22 protein-coding genes are annotated in these 22,115 nt (G+C 67.6%); 14 read left to right on the top strand and 8 right to left on the bottom strand.

Annotation, left to right across the window (positions count from 1 at the left end; translation table 11 throughout):
• Positions 1-289: 289 nt before the first annotated feature.
• Genes ABD210_RS13805 through ABD210_RS13795 form a run of 3 tightly spaced genes read left to right on the top strand, consistent with a single transcriptional unit; the run spans position 290 to position 3,412 of the window.
• The gene (locus tag ABD210_RS13805; protein ID WP_344111633.1) at positions 290-1,603 is read left to right on the top strand and encodes an ABC transporter substrate-binding protein; all 1,314 of its coding nucleotides are present in this window, start codon (positions 290-292) and stop codon (positions 1,601-1,603) included.
• A gap of 58 nt (positions 1,604-1,661) precedes the next feature.
• On the top strand, positions 1,662-2,579 hold the full coding sequence (locus tag ABD210_RS13800) for a carbohydrate ABC transporter permease (protein WP_344111632.1): 918 nt from the start codon (positions 1,662-1,664) through the stop codon (positions 2,577-2,579).
• Positions 2,576-3,412 (top strand): carbohydrate ABC transporter permease, encoded by an 837-nt coding sequence (locus ABD210_RS13795; RefSeq protein WP_344111630.1) that lies wholly within the window; start codon positions 2,576-2,578, stop codon positions 3,410-3,412. Before ABD210_RS13800 ends, ABD210_RS13795 begins: the two co-directional genes overlap by 4 nt.
• Here ABD210_RS13795 and ABD210_RS13790 read toward each other — a convergent pair.
• On the bottom strand, positions 3,402-4,094 hold the full coding sequence (locus ABD210_RS13790) for a pyrimidine 5'-nucleotidase (protein WP_344111629.1): 693 nt from the start codon (positions 4,092-4,094) through the stop codon (positions 3,402-3,404). The genes ABD210_RS13795 and ABD210_RS13790 overlap by 11 nt on opposite strands.
• Positions 4,095-4,162: 68 nt before the next feature.
• Between ABD210_RS13790 and ABD210_RS13785 the strand changes: the two genes are divergently transcribed.
• Positions 4,163-4,930: an SDR family NAD(P)-dependent oxidoreductase gene (locus ABD210_RS13785; RefSeq protein ID WP_344111627.1), complete on the top strand. Its 768-nt coding sequence runs from the start codon at positions 4,163-4,165 to the stop codon at positions 4,928-4,930.
• A gap of 127 nt (positions 4,931-5,057) precedes the next feature.
• On the opposite strand, the gene ABD210_RS13780 is transcribed toward ABD210_RS13785, so the two are convergent.
• Positions 5,058-5,654, bottom strand: coding sequence for a TetR/AcrR family transcriptional regulator (locus ABD210_RS13780; protein WP_344111626.1), 597 nt, complete (start codon positions 5,652-5,654; stop codon positions 5,058-5,060).
• Between the two features lie 116 nt (positions 5,655-5,770).
• Here ABD210_RS13780 and ABD210_RS13775 point away from each other — a divergent pair, with 116 nt between their 5' ends.
• The gene (locus tag ABD210_RS13775; RefSeq protein WP_344111625.1) at positions 5,771-6,400 is read left to right on the top strand and encodes an NAD(P)-dependent oxidoreductase; all 630 of its coding nucleotides are present in this window, start codon (positions 5,771-5,773) and stop codon (positions 6,398-6,400) included.
• A 97-nt stretch (positions 6,401-6,497) separates the two neighbouring features.
• On the top strand, positions 6,498-7,301 hold the full coding sequence (locus ABD210_RS13770) for a hypothetical protein (RefSeq protein ID WP_344111624.1): 804 nt from the start codon (positions 6,498-6,500) through the stop codon (positions 7,299-7,301).
• Between the two features lie 346 nt (positions 7,302-7,647).
• Here ABD210_RS13770 and ABD210_RS13765 read toward each other — a convergent pair whose 3' ends face one another.
• A complete protein-coding gene (locus ABD210_RS13765) occupies positions 7,648-8,553 on the bottom strand; it encodes a LysR family transcriptional regulator (RefSeq protein ID WP_344111622.1) in 906 nt (301 codons plus the stop codon).
• Between the two features lie 265 nt (positions 8,554-8,818).
• On the opposite strand from ABD210_RS13765, the gene ABD210_RS13760 reads away from it, so the two are divergent.
• Positions 8,819-9,685 (top strand): LysR family transcriptional regulator, encoded by an 867-nt coding sequence (locus ABD210_RS13760; protein ID WP_344111621.1) that lies wholly within the window; start codon positions 8,819-8,821, stop codon positions 9,683-9,685.
• 24 nt (positions 9,686-9,709) lie between these two features.
• On the opposite strand, the gene ABD210_RS13755 is transcribed toward ABD210_RS13760, so the two are convergent.
• The 4 genes from ABD210_RS13755 to tdh form a co-directional block, all read right to left on the bottom strand.
• Complete coding sequence (locus ABD210_RS13755; RefSeq protein ID WP_344111619.1) at positions 9,710-10,534, bottom strand: aldo/keto reductase; 825 nt, start codon at positions 10,532-10,534, stop codon at positions 9,710-9,712.
• A 59-nt stretch (positions 10,535-10,593) separates the two neighbouring features.
• Entirely contained in the window at positions 10,594-11,682 is a 1,089-nt protein-coding gene (locus ABD210_RS13750; RefSeq protein WP_344111618.1) for a winged helix DNA-binding domain-containing protein, read from the bottom strand.
• 86 nt (positions 11,683-11,768) lie between these two features.
• Positions 11,769-12,938 (bottom strand): glycine C-acetyltransferase, encoded by a 1,170-nt coding sequence (locus ABD210_RS13745; protein ID WP_344112055.1) that lies wholly within the window; start codon positions 12,936-12,938, stop codon positions 11,769-11,771.
• A gap of 11 nt (positions 12,939-12,949) precedes the next feature.
• On the bottom strand, positions 12,950-13,999 hold the full coding sequence (gene tdh / locus ABD210_RS13740) for an L-threonine 3-dehydrogenase (RefSeq protein ID WP_344111616.1): 1,050 nt from the start codon (positions 13,997-13,999) through the stop codon (positions 12,950-12,952).
• Between the two features lie 108 nt (positions 14,000-14,107).
• Here tdh and ABD210_RS13735 point away from each other — a divergent pair, with 108 nt between their 5' ends.
• The 6 genes from ABD210_RS13735 (at position 14,108) to ABD210_RS13710 (ending at position 20,637) form a co-directional block, all read left to right on the top strand.
• Positions 14,108-14,731, top strand: a complete 624-nt coding sequence (locus tag ABD210_RS13735) for a class E sortase (protein ID WP_344111615.1) — start codon at positions 14,108-14,110, stop codon at positions 14,729-14,731.
• 27 nt (positions 14,732-14,758) lie between these two features.
• A complete protein-coding gene (pyrE, locus tag ABD210_RS13730; RefSeq protein WP_344111614.1) occupies positions 14,759-15,307 on the top strand; it encodes an orotate phosphoribosyltransferase in 549 nt (182 codons plus the stop codon).
• A complete protein-coding gene (locus ABD210_RS13725; protein ID WP_344111613.1) occupies positions 15,304-16,026 on the top strand; it encodes a hypothetical protein in 723 nt (240 codons plus the stop codon). The genes pyrE and ABD210_RS13725 overlap by 4 nt, the downstream gene beginning before the upstream one ends.
• 33 nt (positions 16,027-16,059) lie before the next feature.
• Complete coding sequence (locus ABD210_RS13720) at positions 16,060-16,857, top strand: LemA family protein (protein ID WP_344111611.1); 798 nt, start codon at positions 16,060-16,062, stop codon at positions 16,855-16,857.
• 255 nt (positions 16,858-17,112) lie between these two features.
• Entirely contained in the window at positions 17,113-20,103 is a 2,991-nt protein-coding gene (locus tag ABD210_RS13715) for an AfsR/SARP family transcriptional regulator (protein WP_344111609.1), read from the top strand.
• Between the two features lie 129 nt (positions 20,104-20,232).
• Positions 20,233-20,637: a hypothetical protein gene (locus tag ABD210_RS13710; RefSeq protein WP_344111607.1), complete on the top strand. Its 405-nt coding sequence runs from the start codon at positions 20,233-20,235 to the stop codon at positions 20,635-20,637.
• Positions 20,638-20,682: 45 nt separating this feature from the next.
• Here the strand turns inward: ABD210_RS13710 and ABD210_RS13705 are convergent, their stop codons facing one another.
• Positions 20,683-21,393: a DedA family protein gene (locus tag ABD210_RS13705; RefSeq protein ID WP_344112054.1), complete on the bottom strand. Its 711-nt coding sequence runs from the start codon at positions 21,391-21,393 to the stop codon at positions 20,683-20,685.
• A 33-nt stretch (positions 21,394-21,426) separates the two neighbouring features.
• On the opposite strand from ABD210_RS13705, the gene ABD210_RS13700 reads away from it, so the two are divergent.
• Positions 21,427-22,095, top strand: coding sequence for a TrmH family RNA methyltransferase (locus ABD210_RS13700; protein ID WP_425552660.1), 669 nt, complete (start codon positions 21,427-21,429; stop codon positions 22,093-22,095).
• Positions 22,096-22,115 lie beyond the last annotated feature (20 nt).

The following is a 22,115-nucleotide window of genomic DNA, read 5'->3' as shown; positions in this document are numbered from 1 at the left end:
CCTCCCTAGTGCAGACTCCGAGGGTAAGTCCTCAGACCACTTGCGGCCAGTTCCCTCATTGGTCCTTGTCGTTTCCGCGCAATCGTCGATAGTCTGCCGGGACCGGTTGAACAACTCATCTGATGTCAGAGCAAACTCGGCAACTGAACCACACCCCTGGTCCACCCCCTGATCTTGCGCCGGCCCACACCCGGGCCCCCGAACTCCTCGGCGCCGATGTCCCCGGCCCGTACCTCTGCCCCGTCCCCTTGTCCACCGTTCCCTGGCCGATCCCCTGAGGAGAAGTGCCATGCGCCACCGACCCCTGAAGATGTTCGCACCTCTGGTCGCCGCGACCGCCTCCGCCGCGCTGCTGCTGACGGCCTGCGGTCCCGGTCCGGCCGAGAAGGCGAGCGGCGAGGTCAAGCTCCAGATGGTCGAGAGCCTGACCAACCCGACCCGGACCGCGCTGCTGAAGAAGCTGATCGCCGACTTCGAGGCGAAGAACTCCGGCATCAAGGTTCAGCTCATCTCCCCGCCGACCAACCAGGCGGACCAGAAGATCCAGCAGATGCTCCAGTCCGGCAAGGGCGTGGACGTGCTGGAGGTCCGCGACACCACCGTCGGCCCGTTCTCCACCAACAAGTGGATCTACGACATGGCCCCCGACCTCAAGGGTTGGGAAGGTCTGGACGCGCTCACCCCGAACGCGCTGAAGGTCACCCAGCAGGGCGGCAAGTCGTACATGGTCCCGTACGGCTTCTACGGTCTCTCGCTGTTCTATCGCAAGGACATGGTCCAGCAGGCCGGGTTCAGCGGACCGCCGAAGAGCTGGGCCGACATGGTCGAGCAGGCGAAGAAGATCAACGACCCGTCGAAGAACCGGTACGGCTACTCGTTCCGCGGCGGCCTCGGCGCCGGCGGCAACGCGGTCGCGATCATCTCGGGCTACGTGATCGACGAGCTCAACCACGACAACGCTTTCAAGCTCACCAACGGCAAGACCATCTTCTCGTCGCCGAAGGCCGTCGACGCGCTCAACGTGTACGTCGATCTCTTCAAGAGCGCATCGCCTCCCTCCTCGGTCAGCTGGGGATATCCCGAGATGGTGCAGGGCTTCACCTCCGGCACGACCGGGTTCCTGCTGCAGGACCCGGAGGTGATCGCCACGGTGAAGGAGTCCAAGACGATCAAGGAAGACCAGTGGGGTACTGCGCCTCTTCCCGTCGGCCCGACCGGCAAGGCGGCGCAGCCTCTCGCCAACGCGGGCTGGGGTGTCGCGGCAGGCAGTGAGCACAAGGCGGAAGCCGTGAAGCTGGTCAAGTTCCTCACCTCCGGCGATGCGGCGATGACGTTCTCCAAGGAGAACAGCCTGGTCCCGATCCTCAAGAGCGCCGCGGACGACCCGTACTTCAAGGACGGCCCCTGGGCGTCGTACGTCGCGATGAACGCCTCGCCGGACACCTACATCGTGGTGACCCAGCCGCGCGGGGTGCCGTGGTCGACCGAGTGGGGCAACAAGTCCGACGCCGACGTGCAGAAGCTGATCACCGGGAAGGCGCAGCCCGCCGAGATCCTGAAGAGCTGGGACGAGTACTGGACGAAGAAGTGGGCCGGGAACTGATCCGATGGTTGTCACCCAGGCACATCGCCCGGACCTGAAACCCGCGGCGAGGCGGCCGGTGACGCGCAGGCGCCAGTTCACCGGTCGCACCGCGCTCATCCTGCTCGCCTTCATGACGCCCGCGATCGTGTTCGTCGGGTTGTTCACCTACTACCCGTTGCTGAACGGCATCCAGATGGCGTTCCGCAACTACAACCTGAACGACCTGTCGGACACCTCGTGGGTCGGGCTGCAGAACTTCCGCACGCTGCTGCACGACGAGATGTTCCGCGGCACAGTCCGCAACTCGGTCGTATGGGTCGTCGGTTCGCTGGTGCCGCAGTTCCTGATCGGCTTCACGATGGCGTTGTGGTTGCGCCGCAAGTTCCGATTCCGCGGCACCTACCAGGCGCTGGTGTTCTTCCCGTGGGCGGTCTCGGGCTTCCTGATCGGGATCCTGTTCCGCTGGATGTTCAACGGCGAGTTCGGCGTCGTGAACGACCTGCTGATGAAGACGCACCTGATCGACACCCCGGTGCCGTGGCTGGCGGACGCGAAGTACGCGATGGTCGCGGTGATCATCGCGAACGTCTGGTACGGCGTCACCTTCTTCGCGATCATGATCCTGGCCGCGCTGCAGTCCGTGCCGGACGAGCTCTACGAGGCGTCGGCGATCGACGGTGCCGGCAAGGTGCGGACCTTGTTCAGCATCACCATCCCGTCGATCCGGACGACGCTGGCGCTGACGGTCCTGCTGCGGGTGATCTGGATCTTCAACTCACCCGAGCTGATCTTCGGGATGACCGGTGGTGGTCCGGCGAACGAGACGCACATCGTCACGTCGTACATGATCCAGGTGACCCAGGAGGGCGACTACGGCCGTGCGTCGGCGATGGGCGTGATGGTGGTGTTCGTGCTGATGGTGTTCGCGATCTTCTACCTGCTCGCGATCAGGCAACGCACACCCCGTACTACGCGTCGGAAGGCGGCCGCATGATCCGCAACGAGACGCTGGCCGGGCGCATCGCGAGGTTCGGCGGGCTGGGCATCTGCCTGCTGTTCACGGTTTTCCCGCTGTACTGGATCCTGGTCACGTCGTTCAAGGACCCGGGCTCGATCTTCGCCTACCCGCTGAAGTACTGGCCGAGCGACTTCTCCTTGGAGAACTACCGCGGCCTCTTCGGCCAGTCGAACTTCGCTGTCTTCCTCGTGAACAGCCTGATCGTGTCGACAGTCGCCGCAGCACTCGCCACGGTGATCTCCCTGCTGTCGGCGTACGTGCTGGCGCGGTTCGAGTTCGTCTCCAAGGGCGCCGTGATGGGCGCCTTCCTGGTCACCCAGATGATCCCGGGCTTCATCGCGCTCGGATCGCTCTACATCCTGATGACGAAGCTCTACCTGGTCGACAACCGCTTCGGCCTGATCCTCGTGTACGTCGCGGTCTCGATCCCGCTGTGCACGGTGATGCTGCGCGGGTTCTTCGAGAACGTGCCGGCTTCACTCGAGGAAGCCGCGATGGTGGACGGTTGCTCGCGCTTGTCCGCGTTGTTCCGGGTGCTCGTGCCGGTGATGACGCCGGGCCTCGCGGCGTCCTACATCTTCAACTTCGTCAACTGCTGGAACGAGCTGTTCCTGTCGGTCACGTTGATGAACAGCGACAGCAACAAGACGATCCCGGCCGCGCTGAACGGGTTCATCAGCAGCTACAACATCGACTGGGGCTCGATGTCGGCCGCCGCCGTGCTCAGCATCGTGCCCACGATGGTCCTGTTCGCCTTCGCCAGCCGCTACATCGTCGAAGGCCTCACCGCCGGTGCCGTCAAGGAGTGAAGGCCAGCCCTTCAAGGCAGTGCAGGAAGGCAGCCAGATCCCACGTCCGTAGCTGTCCCGGCCCGATGACCTGGTACTGCGGGTCGCCGGGCCGGGGTGGTTCGACGTCACCCGGCGCGGCTGACGTGACCCAGATCGTTGCCATCCCCAACTGTCTGGGTACGACGAGGTTGTGCGCGAGATCGTCGAACATCGCCGCCCGCGAAGCGTCGATGGAAAACCGCTCGACGAACCTCTGGTAGCTCTCCGGGTACGGCTTCGGCATCAGCCCGCCCGCGATGATGTCGAACGACCCGTCGAAGAGCTCGGCCAGTCCGAGCCGCGGCAGCGCCTGCTCGACGTGGTAGGCGGACCCGTTGGTGAAGACGAACTTGCGCCCCGGCAACGCCGCGATCGCCCGGGCCAGCGACGGGTCGGGACGCAGTACCGAGTAGTCGATGCGGTGCTCGAAGGCGAGGTAGTCGGCCGGATCGATGCCCTGCGTCGTCATCAGCCCGCGCAGGGTTGTGCCGTGTCGGGCGATGAGGCTGGACTGGAGCCGGCGGGCGCCGTCGTCGTCGGTGTCGAAGAAGTCGCGAAGGTACTCGCGGATCCGGGTGTTCAGCTGGTCGGCCAGGCCGGTCGACGGCGGGTAGAGGGTGTTGTCCAGATCCAGAACCCAGGTGTCGATGTCTGTGAGCATCAGTTCAGGGTAGTGACAGACTGGGGTTGTCACCGACGGGACCGGTATCGACTGGAGGCTGGGAAGCTGTGGCGACTGCGCTCATCACTGGACCTACGGCCGGGATCGGCCGGGCGTTCGCTGACAAGCTGGCGATCGACGGGTATGACCTGGTCCTGGTCGCGCGGGACGAGGGTCGGCTGAAGGAGACCGCCGCCGAGATCGGCCGGCTGCACGGGGTGTCGTGCGAGATCCTCGCCGCTGATCTGACCGATCCGGAGCAACTGGCACTGGTCGAGCAGCGATTCAAGTCCGGCCCGATCGAAGTACTGGTGAACAACGCCGGCTTCGGTCAGAAGAAGCCGTTCTGGGCGAACACGGTCGAGCAGGAGGAGGAGCAGCTCGACCTCCTGGTGCGGGCGGTCCTGCGGCTCACCCATGCGGCCGTGCTGCCGATGATCGAGCGTGGTTCCGGCGCGGTGATCAACGTGTCATCGGTGGCGGGGTTCTTCCAGCGCGGCAGCTACAGCGCGCACAAGTCGTGGGTGACGAACTTCTCCGCCGGCCTCGCGATCGAGCTGCACTCCAAGGGTGTCGCGGTGATGGCGTTGTGCCCCGGCTTCGTGCACACCGAGTTCCACGAGCGGATGGGGATGGACAAGACGATCATCCCGTCGTTCCTTTGGCTGGATGCGACCCGGCTGGTCGACGAGGCCTGGTCCGACCTGATGCGTGGCAAGGCGATCTCGATCCCGAGCCGGCGCTACAAGATCATCGTCGCCGCCGTCCGCTACATCCCCCGCACCCTCATCGCCCGCCTCTCCACCGTAGGCCTCGACGGCCGCCGCCGCGCCTGACCCGCTGTACTGCGTCCGGCGGCGCAGTCCGTACTGCGTCCGGCGACACAGCCCGTACTGCGGGGCGCCGCGCCTGACCCGCCGTACCAGCGGGACCAGGCGGTCGGGGTGGGCGTCGACCCGGCGCTCAGTTCGCCGGGCGGAGGGCGTCGTACAGGGTCTTCACCAGGGCAGTCGCGAAGGCGTCGACCTCTTCTGCCGCCGGGGTGAGCTGGTTGAAGTTGACCTCGAACCCGCGCTGGAAGCACGCACCGAACAGCAGCGCGGCAGCTGCCTCGAGATCCACCCCCCGGCGGATCCGGCCCAGCCGTTGCTCGGCCCGCAGATAGACGACCAGGCCCTCCTGCGCCTTGTGCGGTCCCGCGTTCAATTCCGCCATCCGGCGCCGGTGCGCGGTCAGCAGGCTCTGCGACGAGAACAGCGACACCAGGATCGGGAAACCCTCGACGTAGAAGTCGATCGCGGTGCGCGCCAACCGGGTCAGATTCGCCCGGACCGTACTGCCGCCGGCGCTGGCGATCAGCCCTTGCAAGGTGACGGCGAGGTCGGGAAGTCGCTCGTGCAGGACCCCGAGCAGGATCGCCGCCTTGTCATCGAAGTGCTTGTAGAGCGCGGCTTCGGAGTACCCGGCGACCTGGGCGATCGACTTGGTCGTCGCCTTCGCGAAACCCTGGGTTCGCATCACCTCAGCGGCCGCGTCGAGGATCTCGTCCCTGGTACCCATCCCGCTCCTCCCGCGCCGATCAGCAACAGTCAGGGAACGGAGCCTACCTTGACAGGTTGGTGAGTGTTCACTAACCATGGTTAGTGAGTGTTTACTAACCAACGAGGGAGCGCGCGATGAAGTTGACCGTCTTCGGGGCCTCAGGCGGCATCGGGACCGAGGTGGTCCGGCAGGGACTCGCCGCCGGTCACCACATCACGGCAGTCGTTCGGCAGACCTCCAACCTGGCGGTCGACCCGCACCCGTCACTCGAAGTGGTGGTCGCCGACGTCATGGATCCCGAAGCCATAGCCCCCGCGATCGTCGGACGCGATGCCGTCGTCTCGGCCCTCGGTCCCCGCGGTACCGGCCCGACCACCGTCATGACCAGGGGAACCCAGAGCATCATGCAGGCGATGGAGTCAGGGGTGCGGCGGTTGGTGGTCGTGAGCGTGGCCGGGATCCATTCGGCGGGCGACGATCCCTTCACGCGGTTCGTGGTCAAGCCTGTCCTCGGGCGGATCCTGCGGCACTCGTTCGCCGATGCGCGCGAGATGGAGACGCAGGTGAAGAAGGCGGACCTCGATGCGACGATCGTGTGCCCGCCGCGGCTCACGAACGCGTCGGCCAAGGCCAAGATCCGGAGCAAGAAGGAACGCACGGTGCCCGGTGGGTTCAGCATCACCCGGGCAGACGCCGCGACGTACTTGCTCACCGCGGCCGCCGACGACACCGTGATCGGCTCGACCGTCCTGATCGCCAACTGAGAACCGAACGCGGTTTCCGCGTGGATATCCCGTTCCAACCGATCAGGTCTCGCTAGCGTCCATCAGACGAAGACACCTGCAGAGAAGGTTGACGGAGATGTGCACACGGGGATGGAAGCAGGCACGCCTGGCCGCGACCGCCGGGGCGGCGACGATGGGGCTGTTGCTGGTCGCCTGCGGCAATGACGCGAAGCCGACCGGGGGCGACGCCACAACTACGCCCGTGTCCACCGAAACGCCCAGCGCTACGCCAACCGCCACGCCTTCGAGCACACCCAGTACTTCGAGCACACCCAGTACCGGGCCGACGCAGACCCTGGGCCGGGCCACGCCGACGCCGACCCGGACCGCTCCCGCGGCCACCCCGACGCCAATCAAGCGGCTGGTCACGTCGATACTGCTCACCGGGACGGAGGTCGCCAAGGCTGACCCGAACCGGCACTGGGAGGCCACCAGCGGAAGCGCCAGTACGCCGATCTGCGGACGTTTCTCGACCCGCGGTGACAGCGTCGCGGGCAGCCTGAGCCGGAACTTCTCGAACGGCCTCGACGCATCCGGCGGGCAGTGGCTCACCCGGTACAAGGACCCGGCCGCGGCCAAAGCGGCGTACGAGTCGATCGTGACGACGATCAAGTCCTGCAAGGCAGCGAGGCCCGCGCCGACGCACGCGCGCAAGCTGACCGAGAACCGCACCATCGTGCTCGGCGACGCGACCTCGATCCTGCGCTGGTACGACTACCCGCTGCCGTCCGACCCGGGCAGCGAGGACGGCGGCTTCCCGTACGCCGTGACGCTGGATGGCACGGTGGTCAGCGTCATCGCCTTCCGTGAGACGGGCAGGGGCGTCAAGCCCGCCAACTTCGAGCGAATCGCCCGCTCGGCCGCGGCCCACCTGGGCTGACCACCGACCATCCAGTTGTCGGCCAAGGCCAAGCTCCCCGACGTCCTCGCCGCCAACACCACCTACGAGGGTTTCCTTGCGTCCGAGTCGCCGTGGGGTGGGCCCCGCGCCCGTTCGGACGCAAGTCGACACGACCCCACGAGGGTTTCCTTGCGTCCGAGTCGCCGTGGGGCAGGCCCCGCGCCCGTTCGGACGCAGGCGGACACGACCCCACGAGGGTTTCCTTGCGTCCGAGTCGCCGTGGGGTGGGCCCCGCGTCCGTTCGGACGCAGGCGGACACGACCCCACGAGGGTTTCCTTGCGTCCGAGTCGCCGTGGGGTGGGCCCCGCGCCCCTTCGGACGCAATCAGAGTTTTTCGGCGGCTTCTACGAGGGCGGTGATGGTGGCGGCGACCAGGGGGTGGTCGGCTCGGCTGGTGCGGGTGGCGGCGAAGACGCGGCGGGTGGGAGCGGGGTCGCCGAGGGGGCGGATCACCGCAGTACCGGGGTTGCTGTCGCGGAGGGCGAGGCGGGGCATCAGGGCGACTCCCGCGCCGGCGGCGACGAGGGCGGCGACTGAGCGGAAGTCGTCCGAGCAGTGCACGATCCGCGGCTGGAACCCGGCCTGCTCACACGCCAGCAGCACCACATCGCGGACCGGGTTCCCGACCGACGGCGTCACCCAGTCGTCGCCCGACAACGCGGCCAGGTCCACCGATTCGGCCGCCGCGGCTGGATGCTCGGCGGGCAGTAGCGCCACGAAAGGCTCGGCGTACAAGGGGATTCGGGTCAACCGTTCGTCGTCGGACCTCGGCGATCCGCGATGCTCGACAGCGATCGCGAGCTCCACCTCGCCGTCGAGCAACTGCGTGATCCCCTGGTGCCCTTCGGCATCCCGTACTACGAGGCGCAGGCCCGGCGTACTCAATCGGAGGCTGGTCAAGGAAGGTGCCACCAGCAACGTGATGGCGGTCGCGAAGGCGGCGACGCGGATCTCGCCGGTCGCGCCGTCGGCGTGCAGCCGCATGGCTTCCTCGGCGCGTTCGACCTCGGCCAGGATGGAATCCGCGTGGCTCAGCAGCAACCGGCCCGCCGAGGTGATCGCAACCCGGCGGCCGCGGCGTTCCAGTAACTCCTGGCCGACCTCGGACTCCAGCGCTGCCAGTTGCTGGGAGACGGCCGACGGGGTCAGGTGGAGCACCTCGGCGGCCGCCGTCACGGTGCCGTGGTCAGCAAGCGCCCGCAACACCCGCAACCTTCGCACTTCGATCACAGGGCTCAGCTTCGCACGCCGGTCGCATCACCTTCTGAGTCAGCCTTGGCCTGGCGGACCACCATCGCCGGCGAGGCTCCGGATAGGGAACGACCGGGGCGTAGGCCATCCCTGACCTGGACTCCTCGGCAACCTTGTGGATCACGGTGATGGGGAAGAGGTACATCGTTGGTTCCTTTCGTCTCCTCGACCGTAAGAACCAACGGCTTGATACGTCCAATGAAACTTGTGGGCATAGTTGATTCGCCTGACGCATGATGTTGTCATGGAGCTGCGCCAACTGGAGTCGTTCGTGGTGGTCGCCGAGGAGTTGAACGTGGGCCGCGCGGCGGCCAGGCTGCATCTCACCCAGCCCACGCTGAGCCGGCAGATCGCGGCACTCGAACGCGATCTCGGCGTCGAACTGTTCGCCCGGGTGAAGCGGCGGTTCGTGCTGACGACCGCGGGGGAGAGCTTCCTGGCCGACGCCAAGGAGTTGCTTCGCCGGGCGGAGGAGGCCGTCCGCGACGCCCAGCGGACGCAGCGGGGCGAGCTGGGAACTCTGCGGCTCAGGTTCGTACAGTCCGCGACGTTCCAGGTGCTTCCCCGACTGCTCGGCGCATTCCGGAAGGCCTACCCGGAGATCGTGCTGGACCTGGAGACGCTGACGACGATCCGGCAGACCGAGGCGTTGCTCGACGGCCGGATCGATGTCGGCCTGCTGCGGTTGCCGGCGCCGGAGCCGGGACTGTCGACGCGGGTGATGTCAGAGGATCCACTCGTGGTCGCGCTCCCGGCCGGCCATCGGCTGGCGGACCGGCAGCGGATCGCCCTTGCGGACCTGGCCGACGAATCCTTCGTGATCTACACCAGATCCACCGGACCGTCCGTCCACGATGCGATCGTCGGTTACTGCAAGGCGGCCGGGTTCGCGCCGAGGATCGTGCAAGAGGGCGCCGACGTGCAGACGATCGTGTCGCTGGTCGCCGCGGGCCTCGGGGTGTCGTTGCTGATCGCGCTGACCCCACCGATCGATCCGCGGGCCGTGGTCTACCGCCAGTTGTCCGACGACCTGCCGCCATGGCAGCTCCTACTTGCGTGGTCGCCGGACAACGCTTCACCCGTGCTGGAGAGATTCCTCCAGCTGGCCTGATCAGCCTGGCCCGAGCTGGTGAGATCAGCCGAAGTGGTCCGGATCCCCGCCGGTGCGGACGCCGGTCTCGAGGTCGGCGATCGCGGCCATGTCCTCGTTGTCGAGCTCGAAGTCGAAGACGTCGATGTTCTCCACGATCCGGCTCGGCGTCTTGGACTTCGGGATCACCACGTTGCCGAGCTGCAGGTGCCAGCGGATCACGACCTGCGCCGGGGTCTTGCCATGCTTGCCCGCGAGCGACTTCAGCGTCTGGTGGGTCAGCAGCTCACCCTGCGCCAGCGGGCTCCAGGCCTCGGTGACGATGTCGTTCTCCGCGTTGAACGCGCGCAGCTCGTCCTGCGGGAGGGCCGGGTGCAGCTCGATCTGGTTCACCGTCGGGCGCAGGTCGGTCTCCTCGAACAACCTCTGCAGCGCGGGGAGGTGGAAGTTCGACACACCGATCGCCCGCACCCGCTTGTCGGCGTACAACTGCTCGAACGCCTTCCAGGTGTCGACGTACTTGTCCTGCTTCAGCGACTGCCAGTGGATCAGGTACAGGTCCAGGTAGTCCAGGCCGAGCTTGGCCATGCTGGTGTCGAACGCCTTCAGGGTCGAGTCGTACCCCTGGTCGTTGTTCCAGACCTTGGTGGTGATGAAGAGCTCGTCGCGCGGCAGTTCCGCGGCGGCGATCGCGCGGCCGACGCCGGCCTCGTTGCCGTAGACGGCGGCGGTGTCGACATGCCGGTAGCCCGCCGCGAAGGCCGAGGCGACGACCTCGGTGACGAGATGATCCTCGATCTGCCAGACCCCCAGGCCCAGCTGCGGGATCTCGACGCCGTTGTCCAGGGTGATGGTGGGGACTGTGCTCATCTGTCTATTCCACTGGTCTGCGGGGCTCTAGCCCAGTCATCTGACGTGTGACAACAACCTCATTCACCCGCCGTAACCACCTCGTACGTTTTCGCATCCGGCTCCAGGAACCGCAGCAACGCGGTCCCCTCACGCTCGAGTTCGGCGGTCGTCTTCTTCAAGGTCCGCCCGAACGGGGTGAGGGTGAGGGTTGCCACACCGCGCTTCTTCTCGGTCGTCCACAGGCCGGCGACGAGCCCGTCGACCGTGTACGTCGACTTCACCCGGAGGTTCTTCGTGAACACGGCCGGCCGGTGTTCGTCGGCGATGATCCGCTCGCGTTTCGCGTGGGCGAGCAGCAGGTTGTCGAACTCGGGCAGGAACCGCACCGGCGCGGGAGTGTCCGGATCAGGCCGCGGCCCGTCCGGTACGTCGTACAGCGCCTTGCCGGTCTCGTCGGTGAACTGCTCGAGCTCGAGTTGATCGAAGAGCGGCTTCGCCTTGGGCAATCCGGACCAGGTCTGGAAGTCCGTCGGCGTGGCAGGCCCGAAGGCCGCGAGATACCGCAGTACCAACTCCTGCGGTACTGCGCTTCGGTGGACCTTCGTCCCGAGCCATCCCTCGGCCGGAGTGAACCGGGCGTTCGCGGTCCAGGCCCACCGGGTGTCGGACGGGAACATCACCAGCGGCACCATCATCCGCGTGGTGAACCCGAGCGCCCGGTCGTTCACCTCGGGGAACTCCTTGATCAGCGCATCCCGCACCTCGGTGAAGGTCAGCGGCTCCTCCGCGAGCAACTTCCGCGCGGCCGCGACCACCTTTTCCGGCTCCAGCCCCGCGGCTCGATCCCCGAGCATCTTGAGCCCGGCCTCCAGCACAGGGCTCAGAGTGCTCCGGAACCGCAGGTAGTCCGCAGCCGTGAGCAGGTGCAGGGTGCCCCGGAACATGGTTGCCCGGACCACCTCGCGATCCTCGATCGCCTGAGTCAGCTGGTCGTCGTCAAAGGACTCCAGCCGCGACCACAGCCCGACGTACGGATGCTTCGGCTCCTGACCCTGCATCCCGGCCAGGCGCCCGACAGCCTCCACCGGCGACGCGCCGACCCGCTCCAACAACATCTGCCGCGCCAACGTCGCCCGATTGATGGCCCGCGGACTGAAGGTGGTCATGCGCACATCCTGCCGTCACTGACCGACAAAGTCCTTGCGTCCGAGGAAGCGCGGGGCAGGCCCCCCACCTCTTCGGACGCAAGGAGTCAGCTGAGGGCGGCGCGGGCCTGGATGAAGGCGGCGACGGCGTGCTCGACGTCCTCGGTGGAGTGGGCGGCGGAGAGTTGGGTGCGGATGCGGGCCTTGCCGTGCGGGACGACCGGGTACGAGAAGCCGATGACATAGACGCCGAGCTCGAGGAGCTTGTCCGCGAGGCGGCCGGCTTCGGCGGCGTCACCGATCATCACCGGCGAGATCGGGTGGTCGCCCGGCAATACGTCGAACCCGGCCTCGGTCATCTTCGCCCGGAACAGCTTCGTGTTGGCGGCGAGCTTGTCGCGCAGGTCGGACGATCCACCGATCAGCTCCAGCGCCTTCAGCGAGGCGGCCGTCACCGCGGGAGCCAGCGAGTTGGAGAACAGGTACGGCCGGGAACGCTGGCGGAGCAGCTCGACGATCTCGCGCCGGCCCGAGACGTAACCACCGGACGCGCCGCCGAGCGCCTTGCCCAGGGTGCCGGTGAGGACGTCCACCCGGTCCTTCACGCCGAAGAGCGAGGGTGTGCCGCCACCATCCGGTCCGACGAATCCCACGGCGTGGGAGTCGTCCACCATCACCAGCGCGTCGTACCGCTCGGCCAGCTCGCAGATCTCGTCCAGCGGCGCGACGTACCCGTCCATCGAGAACACGCCGTCGGTCGCGATCAGGCGGTACCGCGCGTCGGCCGCGTCCTTCAGCTGGGCCTCGAGGTCGGCCATGTCGCGGTTCTTGTAGCGGTACCGCTTCGCCTTGGACAGCCGGATGCCGTCGATGATGCTGGCGTGGTTCAGCTCGTCGGAGATGACCGCGTCCTCGGCGCCGAGCAAGGTCTCGAACAACCCGCCGTTCGCGTCGAAGCAGGAGCTGTAGAGGATGGTGTCCTCCTGGCCCAGGAAGTTGCTCAAGGCATCTTCCAGCTGCTTGTGGATCTGCTGGGTTCCGCAGATGAACCGGACCGAGGCCATCCCGAAGCCCCACTCGTCCAGCGCCGACTTGGCTGCCGCGACCACCTCTGGGTGGTCGGCCAGACCGAGGTAGTTGTTGGCGCAGAAGTTGAGCACTTGCTTGCCGCCGGCAACGGAGATCCCCGCGTTCTGCGGTGACGTGATCACCCGCTCGGACTTGTACAGACCCGCGTCGCGGATCTCGCCGATGGTGGTGGTCAGGTCGTCGCGCATCCGCCCGAACATCAGTGCTTCTCCTCCAAGGTGGCGTGGGTCCAGTCCAGGATGACCTTGCCGCACTGCCCGTGGCGGGCGGTGTCGAAGGCCTGCTCGAAGTCGGCGTACCCGAACCGGTGGGTGATCACCGGGCCGAGGTCCAGGCCGCGCTCCAGCATCACGGACATCGAGTACCAGGTCTCGAACATCTCCCGGCCGTAGATGCCCTTGATCGTCAGCATGTTGAGCACCACCGTGCCCCAGTCGATCGCGATCTCGTCGGCGGGCAGGCCGAGCATGGCGATCTTGCCGCCGTGGTTCATGTTCGCGAGCATGTCGCGCAGCGCCACCGGCTGGCCGGACATCTCCATCCCGACGTCGAACCCCTCCCGCATGTTGAGGTCCAACTGGGCGTCGGCGATGGTCTGTTCACGCACGTTCACGGCATGGGTGACGCCGATCTTCCGCGCCAGTTCCAGCCGGTAGTCCGACAGATCGGTGATCACCACGTTGCGCGCACCCGCGTGCAGGGCGACGGCCGCGGCCATGATCCCGATCGGCCCGGCGCCTGTGATCAGCACGTCCTCACCGACGACCGGGAACGACAGGGCGGTGTGCACCGCGTTACCGAACGGATCGAAGATCGCGGCGACGTCGAGATCCACCGGATCCCGGTGCACCCAGACGTTCAGCGACGGCAGCTTCACGTACTCCGCGAACGCGCCGGACACGTGTACTCCGAGCCCGCGCGTCTCGATGCACAGGTGGCGCCGGCCCGCGCGGCAGTTCCGGCAGCGGCCGCAGACCAGGTGGCCCTCGCCGCTGACGATGTCACCGACCGCGACGTCGCGGACACCGGCACCGATCTCGACCACCTCGCCGCAGAACTCGTGCCCGGTGACCATCGGAACCGGCACGTTCTTCTGGGCCCAGTGATCCCAGTTCTGGATGTGCAGATCGGTGCCGCAGAGTCCGGTCCGGAGCACCTTGATCAGGACCTCGTCCGCCTCGATCTCCGGCTCCGGGACCTCCTGCAGCCACAGCCCCGGCCTGCTCTCGGCCTTGACCAGCGCCAACACCGCATACCTCCTCAGACGATTGCCCTCCTCATCGTCGTCCCCGGCAACCACCGGCGTCCATCGACACGTCGTACACAGCCTGTTCAGTTGATCTGCATACTTGTGGCCATGTCACGGGGCGCAGTACGGAGGTTGGGCGTCGTCCTGTTGCTGGCCGGGCTCGGATTGCTCGGCTGGGCGGGCTGGCAGTACTTCGGGACCGCGCTGACCTCGAACCACCGGATGGACCAGGCCGAGACCCGCCTCCGCGACCAGTGGAAGGCGCCTGCAAAGACGACGACAACGGCCGGTACGCCGCTCGTGCTGCTGCGGATCCCGAGATTCGGCAAGGACTGGCAGAGACCTGTCGTCGAAGGCGTCGGGAAGAACGACCTGACCCGCGGCATCGGCCACTACCCGCGGACCCAGTTGCCAGGGGAGCCGGGCAACTTCGCGGTCGCGGGGCACCGGGTCACGCATGGTTCGCCGTTCGGCAAGTTGCTCGACCTCCGCAAGGGCGACCAGGTGATCGTCGAGACCGCCGACGCCATCTACACCTACGAGCTCGACGCATCCCCGCGCGACCTCACCGTCAAGCCGACGGACACCTGGGTCCTCGAGCCCGTCCCCGGCAAACCCCGGGAGACCCCGACCAAGTCCGTCATCACCCTCACCACCTGCCAGGACCTCTTCCACTCCCCGGACCGCTCCGTGGCCTTCGGCCAGCTCGTCAGGGTGGACAAGAAGGGCTGACCAGCCGACCGCATATGCTCAACGCCCATGAGCTTTGATCGGGATGCGTTGCTGGAGCAGGTCAAGGGCAAGGCGATCGTGCACGGGCGGGTGACGTTGGCCTCCGGTAAGGAGGCCGACTACTACGTGGACCTGCGCAGGATCACGTTGGACGCCGAGGCGGCTCCGCTGATCGGGCCGGCGATGCTGGAGCTCACCGCGGACCTCGAGTACGACGCGGTCGGCGGGCTCACGCTCGGCGCGGACCCGGTGGCGATGTCGATGTTGCACGCGGCGGCTCAGCAGGGCCGCAAGCTCGACGCGTTCGTCGTCCGCAAGGCCGAGAAGACGCACGGGCTGCAGCGCCGGATCGAGGGCCCGGACGTGAAAGGCCGCCGGGTGCTCGCGGTCGAGGACACGTCCACCACGGGTGGTTCGGTGCTCACCGCCGTCGAGGCGTTGCGGGAGGCCGGGGCCGAGGTGGTCGCCGTGGCGGTGATCGTGGACCGGGCCACCGGTGCGCAGGAGAAGGTCGAGTCGGAGGGGCTGGAGTACCGCTCGGTGTTCGGCCTGGAGGAGTTGGGCCTCGGCTCTTGAGCATCACCCCCGTCCTGGTCATCGTCCTGGCGGTCGTGATCGGCGTCGGGGTCGCGTACGTCAACTACGTGCAGGCGAAGAAGCGGCGGGAGGCATTCGCCGCGTTCGCCGCGGACCAGGGGTTCGCCTACGTCCCGGAGAATGACTCGCTGGCCGGGCAGTGGACCGGTACGCCGTTCCAGACCGGCGATCACTGGCGCGCCCGAAATGTACTGAGCGGGTCTTTCCAGAGCCACAACATCGTTGCCTTCGACTACAGCTACCAGACCCACACAACCAACGGGAAAGGACAGCGGCGGACCACGACGCACAAGTTCGGTGTCGTGGTGTTGCAACTGCCGGCGCCGTTGCCGCACCTCGAAGTGACCCACGAGGGGATCTTCGGCGGGGCGGTCGCGAACGCGCTCGGGTTCGCCGATCTCCAGTTCGAGAGCGAGCAGTTCAACCGCGCGTTCCGGGTGAAGGCGGACGACCCTCGCTTCGGGCATGCGGTGATCCACCCGCGGATGATGGAGCTGCTGCTGTCCCGGGGCGAGATCGGCTGGCGGATCGAGGGCAATTCCCTGGTCGGGTGGGACTCCGGCCCGCACACGCCGGTCGAGGTGATGAACCGCCTGCAGCTCCTGCAGTCAGTGGTCGACAACGTCTCGCCCTATGTCTGGCGCGACTACGCGGGCGTCGACCCGCGCACCGGCGGCAGCGGCCCTGGCGGGGACTAGAGTCACGGCTAGTCAACACTCGGGAGCAGGGAAATGACCCTCGTCATCATCGTGATCGTCGCGATCATCGTGATTCTGGCGATCGCGCTGATCGTCTCGTACAACCGGTTCGTCAAGCAGCGGAACCTGATCCAGGAGTCCTGGCGGCAGATCGACGTCGAGCTGCACCGCCGCTACGACCTGATCCCGAACCTGGTCGAGACCGTCCGGGCCTTCGCCGCGCACGAGCGGCACGTGTTCGAGGAGGTCGCCCGGCTCCGCACCCAGGCTGTGAACGTGCAGGGCGCGTCGCCGGAGCAGCGCGCGGCCGCCGAGGGTGAGCTGTCCGGCGCGCTGCGGCAGCTGATGATCTCGGTCGAGGCCTACCCGCAGGTGCAGTCGAACCAGAACTTCCTGAACCTGCAGCGCGAGCTGACCGACACCGAGGACCGGATCGCCGCCGGCCGCCGCTTCTACAACGCGAACGTAGGCGACTACAACACCCGGATCGAGGCGTTCCCGTCGAACGTCATCGCCGGCAGCTTCAAGTTCGAGAAGGCCGGCTACTTCGAGGTCAAGGACGAGGCCGTGCGGTCCGTCCCGCAGGTTTCCTTCGGCACGATCGGCTCGGTTGCCGGTGAGCAGGCGCCGCCGCCGCAGCCGGGCGCGCAGTCGTCGGGTCAGATCCAGCCGCCGCTTCCGGGCGACGAGAGCGGCTATCAGCAGGGCCAGGCGCAGTTCCCGCCGGCTCAGAGCCAGTCCCCCTACCAGGGGCAGCCGCCGGTGGGCGGGCCGCCTGCGGGAGCCCCAGGTCCGCAGGACGGCCAATCACCCTTCACCGGTGGCCAGTAGTTCACTGAGCTCCCCCCGACCACGTCCCCCTGGCCGAAGCTCAGTGCCCCGTACTACTGGCCGGTCTTCAGACCCGGGCGCGGCGATGGTCACTCGCCGTTCCCGGGCCTGCCCTCCCCCCGGTACCACCGACAACTTTGCTCTCCGCAGATACATCCGGCGTACATCGCGACATACATCGCAGCGCCCGCACCTTCCCGTCAGCCCGGGCGGGATGCCACCATGGGTCGGTTCAACGTCGGAGAGGGACCCAAAGTGGACAGTCTGAGGTACGAGATCCTCGGACCTCTGCGCCTGGGCCACCTGCACGGCCAGCCGCTGCGCGCCAGCAAACCGCGGCAGCTCCTCGCCACCCTGCTGCTGCACCCGAACCGCTTCGTCTCGACCGACCTGATCGCGGACGCCCTCTGGGAGGGCAGTCCGCCCCGCTCGGCGACCGCGAACATCCGCACCTACGTCCGGGCTCTGCGGGGAGTGCTGCAGGAGGCCGGACTGCCCGCGCCGATCGATACCTCGGCCGCCGGCTACAGCATCGAGGTAGGCGTCGACGAGCTCGACTCGAGCCTCTTCGAGGCCCTGCTGGCCGAAGGCGGCCACCTGCGCGACGCCGGTGAAGGCCGTCAGGCGATGCAGGTCCTGTCCCGTGCGTATTCACTCTGGCGCGGCCACCCGCTGGAGGACCTGACGCCAGCCTCAGCCTGGGAGGGCTCGATCGCCCGGCTGGATGCGCAGTACCGCGGGCTGGTCGACGGACTCCTGGACCTCCGCCTCGAGCACGGCGACGCAGCCGGAGCCGCCGTGCTGCTCAGCAGTCGCCTGACCGAGGACCCGTACGACGAGCAGCTGTGGCGGCGGCTCGTGGATGCGTTGCACGCGGCAGGCAGAACCGCCGAGGCCCGCGCTGCCTATGCGAAGGCCGTCCGGACGCTGGCGGACGAGCTGGACGTCGAGCCGGGACCGGAACTCCAGGCCGCCGGAGCCCGCGCCGAGAACGGCCGCTCGGCGAACTGGCCCGCCCCAGGCATTCCCCGTACGACGGATCGCCCCGCCGAGGAGGATCCGCAGGACGTAGTACTGGGGCTCATGGCGGCGCCGGAGCTGACTGAGCCGAAGCGGCCTCCCAGTCAGCTTCCCCTCGACCTGTCCGACTTCAGCGGTCGGCAGGAACGCCTCGAGCAGTTGCGTGACCTGGTCTGTGGACGTGACCGCGTCCGGCCGCCGATCGCGGTGATCTCCGGAGCGCCCGGGACCGGGAAGACCTCGTTGGCGGTTCGGCTGGGTCATCTGGTCAGAGACACGTTCCCTGATGGGCAGATCTACCTGGACATGCGCGGCGCCACCCAACCCCGTGATTCCGGCGGCGCGCTCACCGATTTGCTGCTGAGCCTCAACATCCCCGACTTCGCAGTACCGGCCGATCCCGAGCGGCGGTCGGCGATGCTGCGGTCTGAGCTGGCCAGCCGGCGGGTGCTCATCGTGCTCGACGATGTCGCGTCGGCCAGGCAGGTCGCGCCGTTGATGCCCGGCACGGGCGCTTCCGCTGTCGTCGTCACGAGCCGGAACCGGTTGATGGATCTTGCCGGCGCGGACAGCACGCCGCTCGACACGTTCGACGACGGTGAAGCCGCCGAACTCCTGGAGCGGGTCGCCGGGGCGGGCCGGGTCGACAGCAAGTCCGCCGCGGCCGAGGAGATCCTGGCGGCCTGCGGGAACCTGCCGCTCGCGATCCGAATCGTGGCGAGCCGCCTGGCGCAGCGGCCCGACCTCAGCCCGGCCGAGCTGGCCCGGCGGTTGCGCGACGAGACCCAGCGGCTGGACGAGCTGAGCATCGGCGAGCTGGCGGTCCGGACCAGCGCGGACCTGAGCTACGGCTCGCTCAACGCGGAGGAGGCCCGGCTCTACCGGTTGATCGGGCACTTCGCGGTCGGCGAGTTCTCCGCCCGCGTGCTGGAATCGGTCGCCTCGCCCTCCTCCGTACGGCGGAGCCTGGATCGCCTGATCGAGGTCAACCTCGTGCAGATCAGTTCGGTGGATGCCACTGGCAAGGCGCGGTACCGGGTGCACGACCTGCTGCGGTTGCACGCGATCGGTGTGGGCGACGAGGAGCAGAAAGCCCAGGCGCTGAAGGACCTCTCAACTGTTCTGGATGCCCTGCTGCACAAGGTTCGCCGGGCTACGGCGGCGTTGCCGTTCGGCTACTTCGGAGTGCTGGACCACCAAGGACCGTTGCTCGATTCGGACCCGCAGCCCTTCAGCGATGTGGATGCGATCGCGTGGTTCGACAGCGAGCGCAGTTCCTTCGTGCCCGCCATCCGCGCCGCCGCGCAGAACGGCCTGCACGAGCACGCCTGGCGGATCGCCGCGGCCTGGGGGCCCTACCTCGATATGCGGGCCGGTTTCGACGACTGGAACGAGTCCCACCAGCCCGGGCTGCTCAGCGCCGTCGCGTGCGGGGATCGCCGCGGCGAGGCGATCATGCACCGCAACCTCGCCCAGCTCGCGCTCTACCGCGACGACTGGGAGCCGGCCTGGAACCACCTCAACGAGGCGGCGTCGATCTTCGCGGAGGTCGGCGACCGGCTCGGCACCGGGATCACCGCGGTCGGACTCGGGACCTGGCTGCGCGAGCGGGGCCGCCCGGACGAGGCACTGACGCAGTACGAGCTTGCTGTCGACGCCTTCGTCGAGGTCGGCGACGCGAACGCGGAAGCGGTGGCCCGGAGCGCGGCCGCCTCCATCTGGCTGGGCCGCGACGACACGGTGACGGCCGGGCGGTATCTGGCCGAAGCGTTTCTGCTGGGGGTGCGCCTTGGGGACTCGCACCGGGAGGCCAAGGTGCGGCGCCGGATCGCGGCCCTGCGGCTCCAGCAGGGGCGGCAGGACCAGGCGGTGCGGCAGTTGCAGGCTTCGCTGGCGATCTTCAACGGCATCGGGGACGACCACTGCGCGGCTTACGCCCGCGCGGAGCTCGGCAACGCCTTGCGGGCCACCGGCGAGGAAGCGGCCGCGCGCCGGATGCTGATGGACGCGATCGAGATCGGCCGTCGGTTGGGCGACCGGAGCGTCGAGGGCCAGGCTGCTTTGCACCTCGGGGAGCTGCACGCCCGCTCCGGCAACACCGACTTCGCCCGGCGCTACCTGAGCCGCGCGGTCCGGGCCTGGCAGCAGATCGGCAACGACGACAAGGCCGCCGAGGCCCGCCGCTCCCTTGCCGAGCTGACCCCCACGACGCAGGCCGTCAGCTGATTCGCACTCGCCCAATTGCACTCAGTTATTGATAGGTGGAATGTATCGCCCCTGTATGCCGACGGACGAGGATTCTGCTGACCTCGGCGGGAGCCGGAGGATGGGGGAGCACGGCCAGGGGGGAGATTCATGGGGGAGATTGTTGTGGAGCGCCGGACTGTGGAGTGGGTGGCAAACCCACGAGACACCGAATCGGCGCTGACCTGGCAGCTGGAGCGGGTGGGTTCGACGGCCTGGCAGGACTGGTCGTTGAAGTTCCAGCGGATGGCCTTCGGCTATGCCCAGGACAGCGGCTGGCACGATCCGGCCGACGCATTGCGGTGGCTCGACCATCACGCTCTGCTCCACGAGGGAGCTGCGCCACGGGGGGCGCTGGTCTGGTACCAGGCGGCGGACCGGGTCCGGGTGGCTTGCTCACTCGGCTCCGGTCAGTTGGTCGGGCCACTGCCGATCGGTCAGGTCGGGGTGGCACAGCTCACCGACCTGAGCACCGACTATGTCTGGTCAGATCCGCATTTCCCTTTTGGGCATTGACACAGTCCGTTCGGGCATTGACACAGTCCGTTCGGGCACTGACCTTCAGTCGTTGAGGTTCTCCACTACCGCCGCCTGCTTGGCCGAGCTGTCGTAGCGGTCGTCGTGGCCGTCGCCATCGGCGTCGTGGTTGCGCCCGCGGCGCTTGGCCAGCACGTACTCGACGACCATCGGGATCAGCGAGACCACGATCAGCAGGATCAGGGCCGACTCGAGGTGGTCGTGGATGATCTTCACGTTGCCGAGCGCGTGGCCCAGCAGGGTGACGCCCGTGCCCCACAGGACCGCGCCGACGCCGGTCCACAGGAAGAACCGCTTCGGGTCCATCCGGCCGGCGCCCGCGGTGACCGTGATGAAGGTCCGCACGATCGGCACGAACCGCGCCATCACCAGCGCGCGCGGACCGTACCGGTCGAAGAACGCAGTCGTCTGCTCGATGTACTTGGGCTTGAGGAACTTCGCGTCCGGATTCGTGAACAGCGTGGTCCCGAGCGCCCTGCCGATGTAGTAGCCGGAGACGTTCCCTAGGAACGCGGCCACCGTCAGCACCACGCAGGCGACCCACAGCGGCACGTTGATGGTGCCGATCGCGATGAACAGGCCCACCGCGAAGAGCAGCGAGTCGCCGGGCAGGATCGGGAACAGCAGGCCGCATTCGATGAACACGACCGCTGCGGTTCCCCAAAGGGCCCAGTCACCGAGCCAGTTGAGCAGGAACTCCGGGTCCATCCAGTTGGGCATCAGCATCGCGATCATAGGAAGCACGCGGACAGGGTAGCGTCCCAACCTGTGCAGGAGCGTAATCGCGATGACCAGGCCGACCTGATCGGGACCGATCTGGTCGGCCCCACGCAGGTCGGCGTCGGTCCGTGGAAGGGCGACCGGCCGGACGATCCACGCCTCGATCCCGAGCTGCTCGAGCACGGCGACCGGCGCAATGTGGTGGACAAGTACCGCTACTGGCGGCTGGAGGCGATCGTCGAGGACCTGGACCGGCAGCGGCACCCGTTCCACGTCGCGATCGAGAACTGGCAGCACGACCTGAACATCGGCTCAGTCGTCCGTACTGCGAACGCGTTCCTGGCGAAGGAGGTTCACATCGTCGGCAACCGGAAGTGGAACCGCCGCGGCGCGATGGTGACGGACCGCTACCAGCATGTGCGGCACCACCCGCTCCTGGAGGACCTCGCGAAGTACGCCGCCGACCATCAGTTGCCGGTGATCGGCATCGACAACCTGCCCGGCTCGGTCCCGCTGGAGACGTACGAACTGCCCACTGCCTGCGTCCTGCTGTTCGGCCAGGAGGGCCCGGGGCTGACCGCTGAGGCGCACGCGATCTGCACAGCTGTCCTGTCGATCGCCCAGTTCGGGTCCACCCGCTCCATCAACGCCAGCGCGGCGGCGGCCATCGCTATGCACGCCTGGGTCCGCCGCCACACCTACGACCAGTTGCCCTAATTCCCGCTTGCTTGCCACAG

The sequence above is a fragment of the Kribbella alba genome (assembly GCF_039529635.1).
Taxonomy (GTDB): domain Bacteria; phylum Actinomycetota; class Actinomycetes; order Propionibacteriales; family Kribbellaceae; genus Kribbella; species Kribbella alba.
The sequence above is the reverse complement of the archived record's forward strand: the minus strand, read 5'-3'. Positions and strand labels throughout refer to the sequence as shown.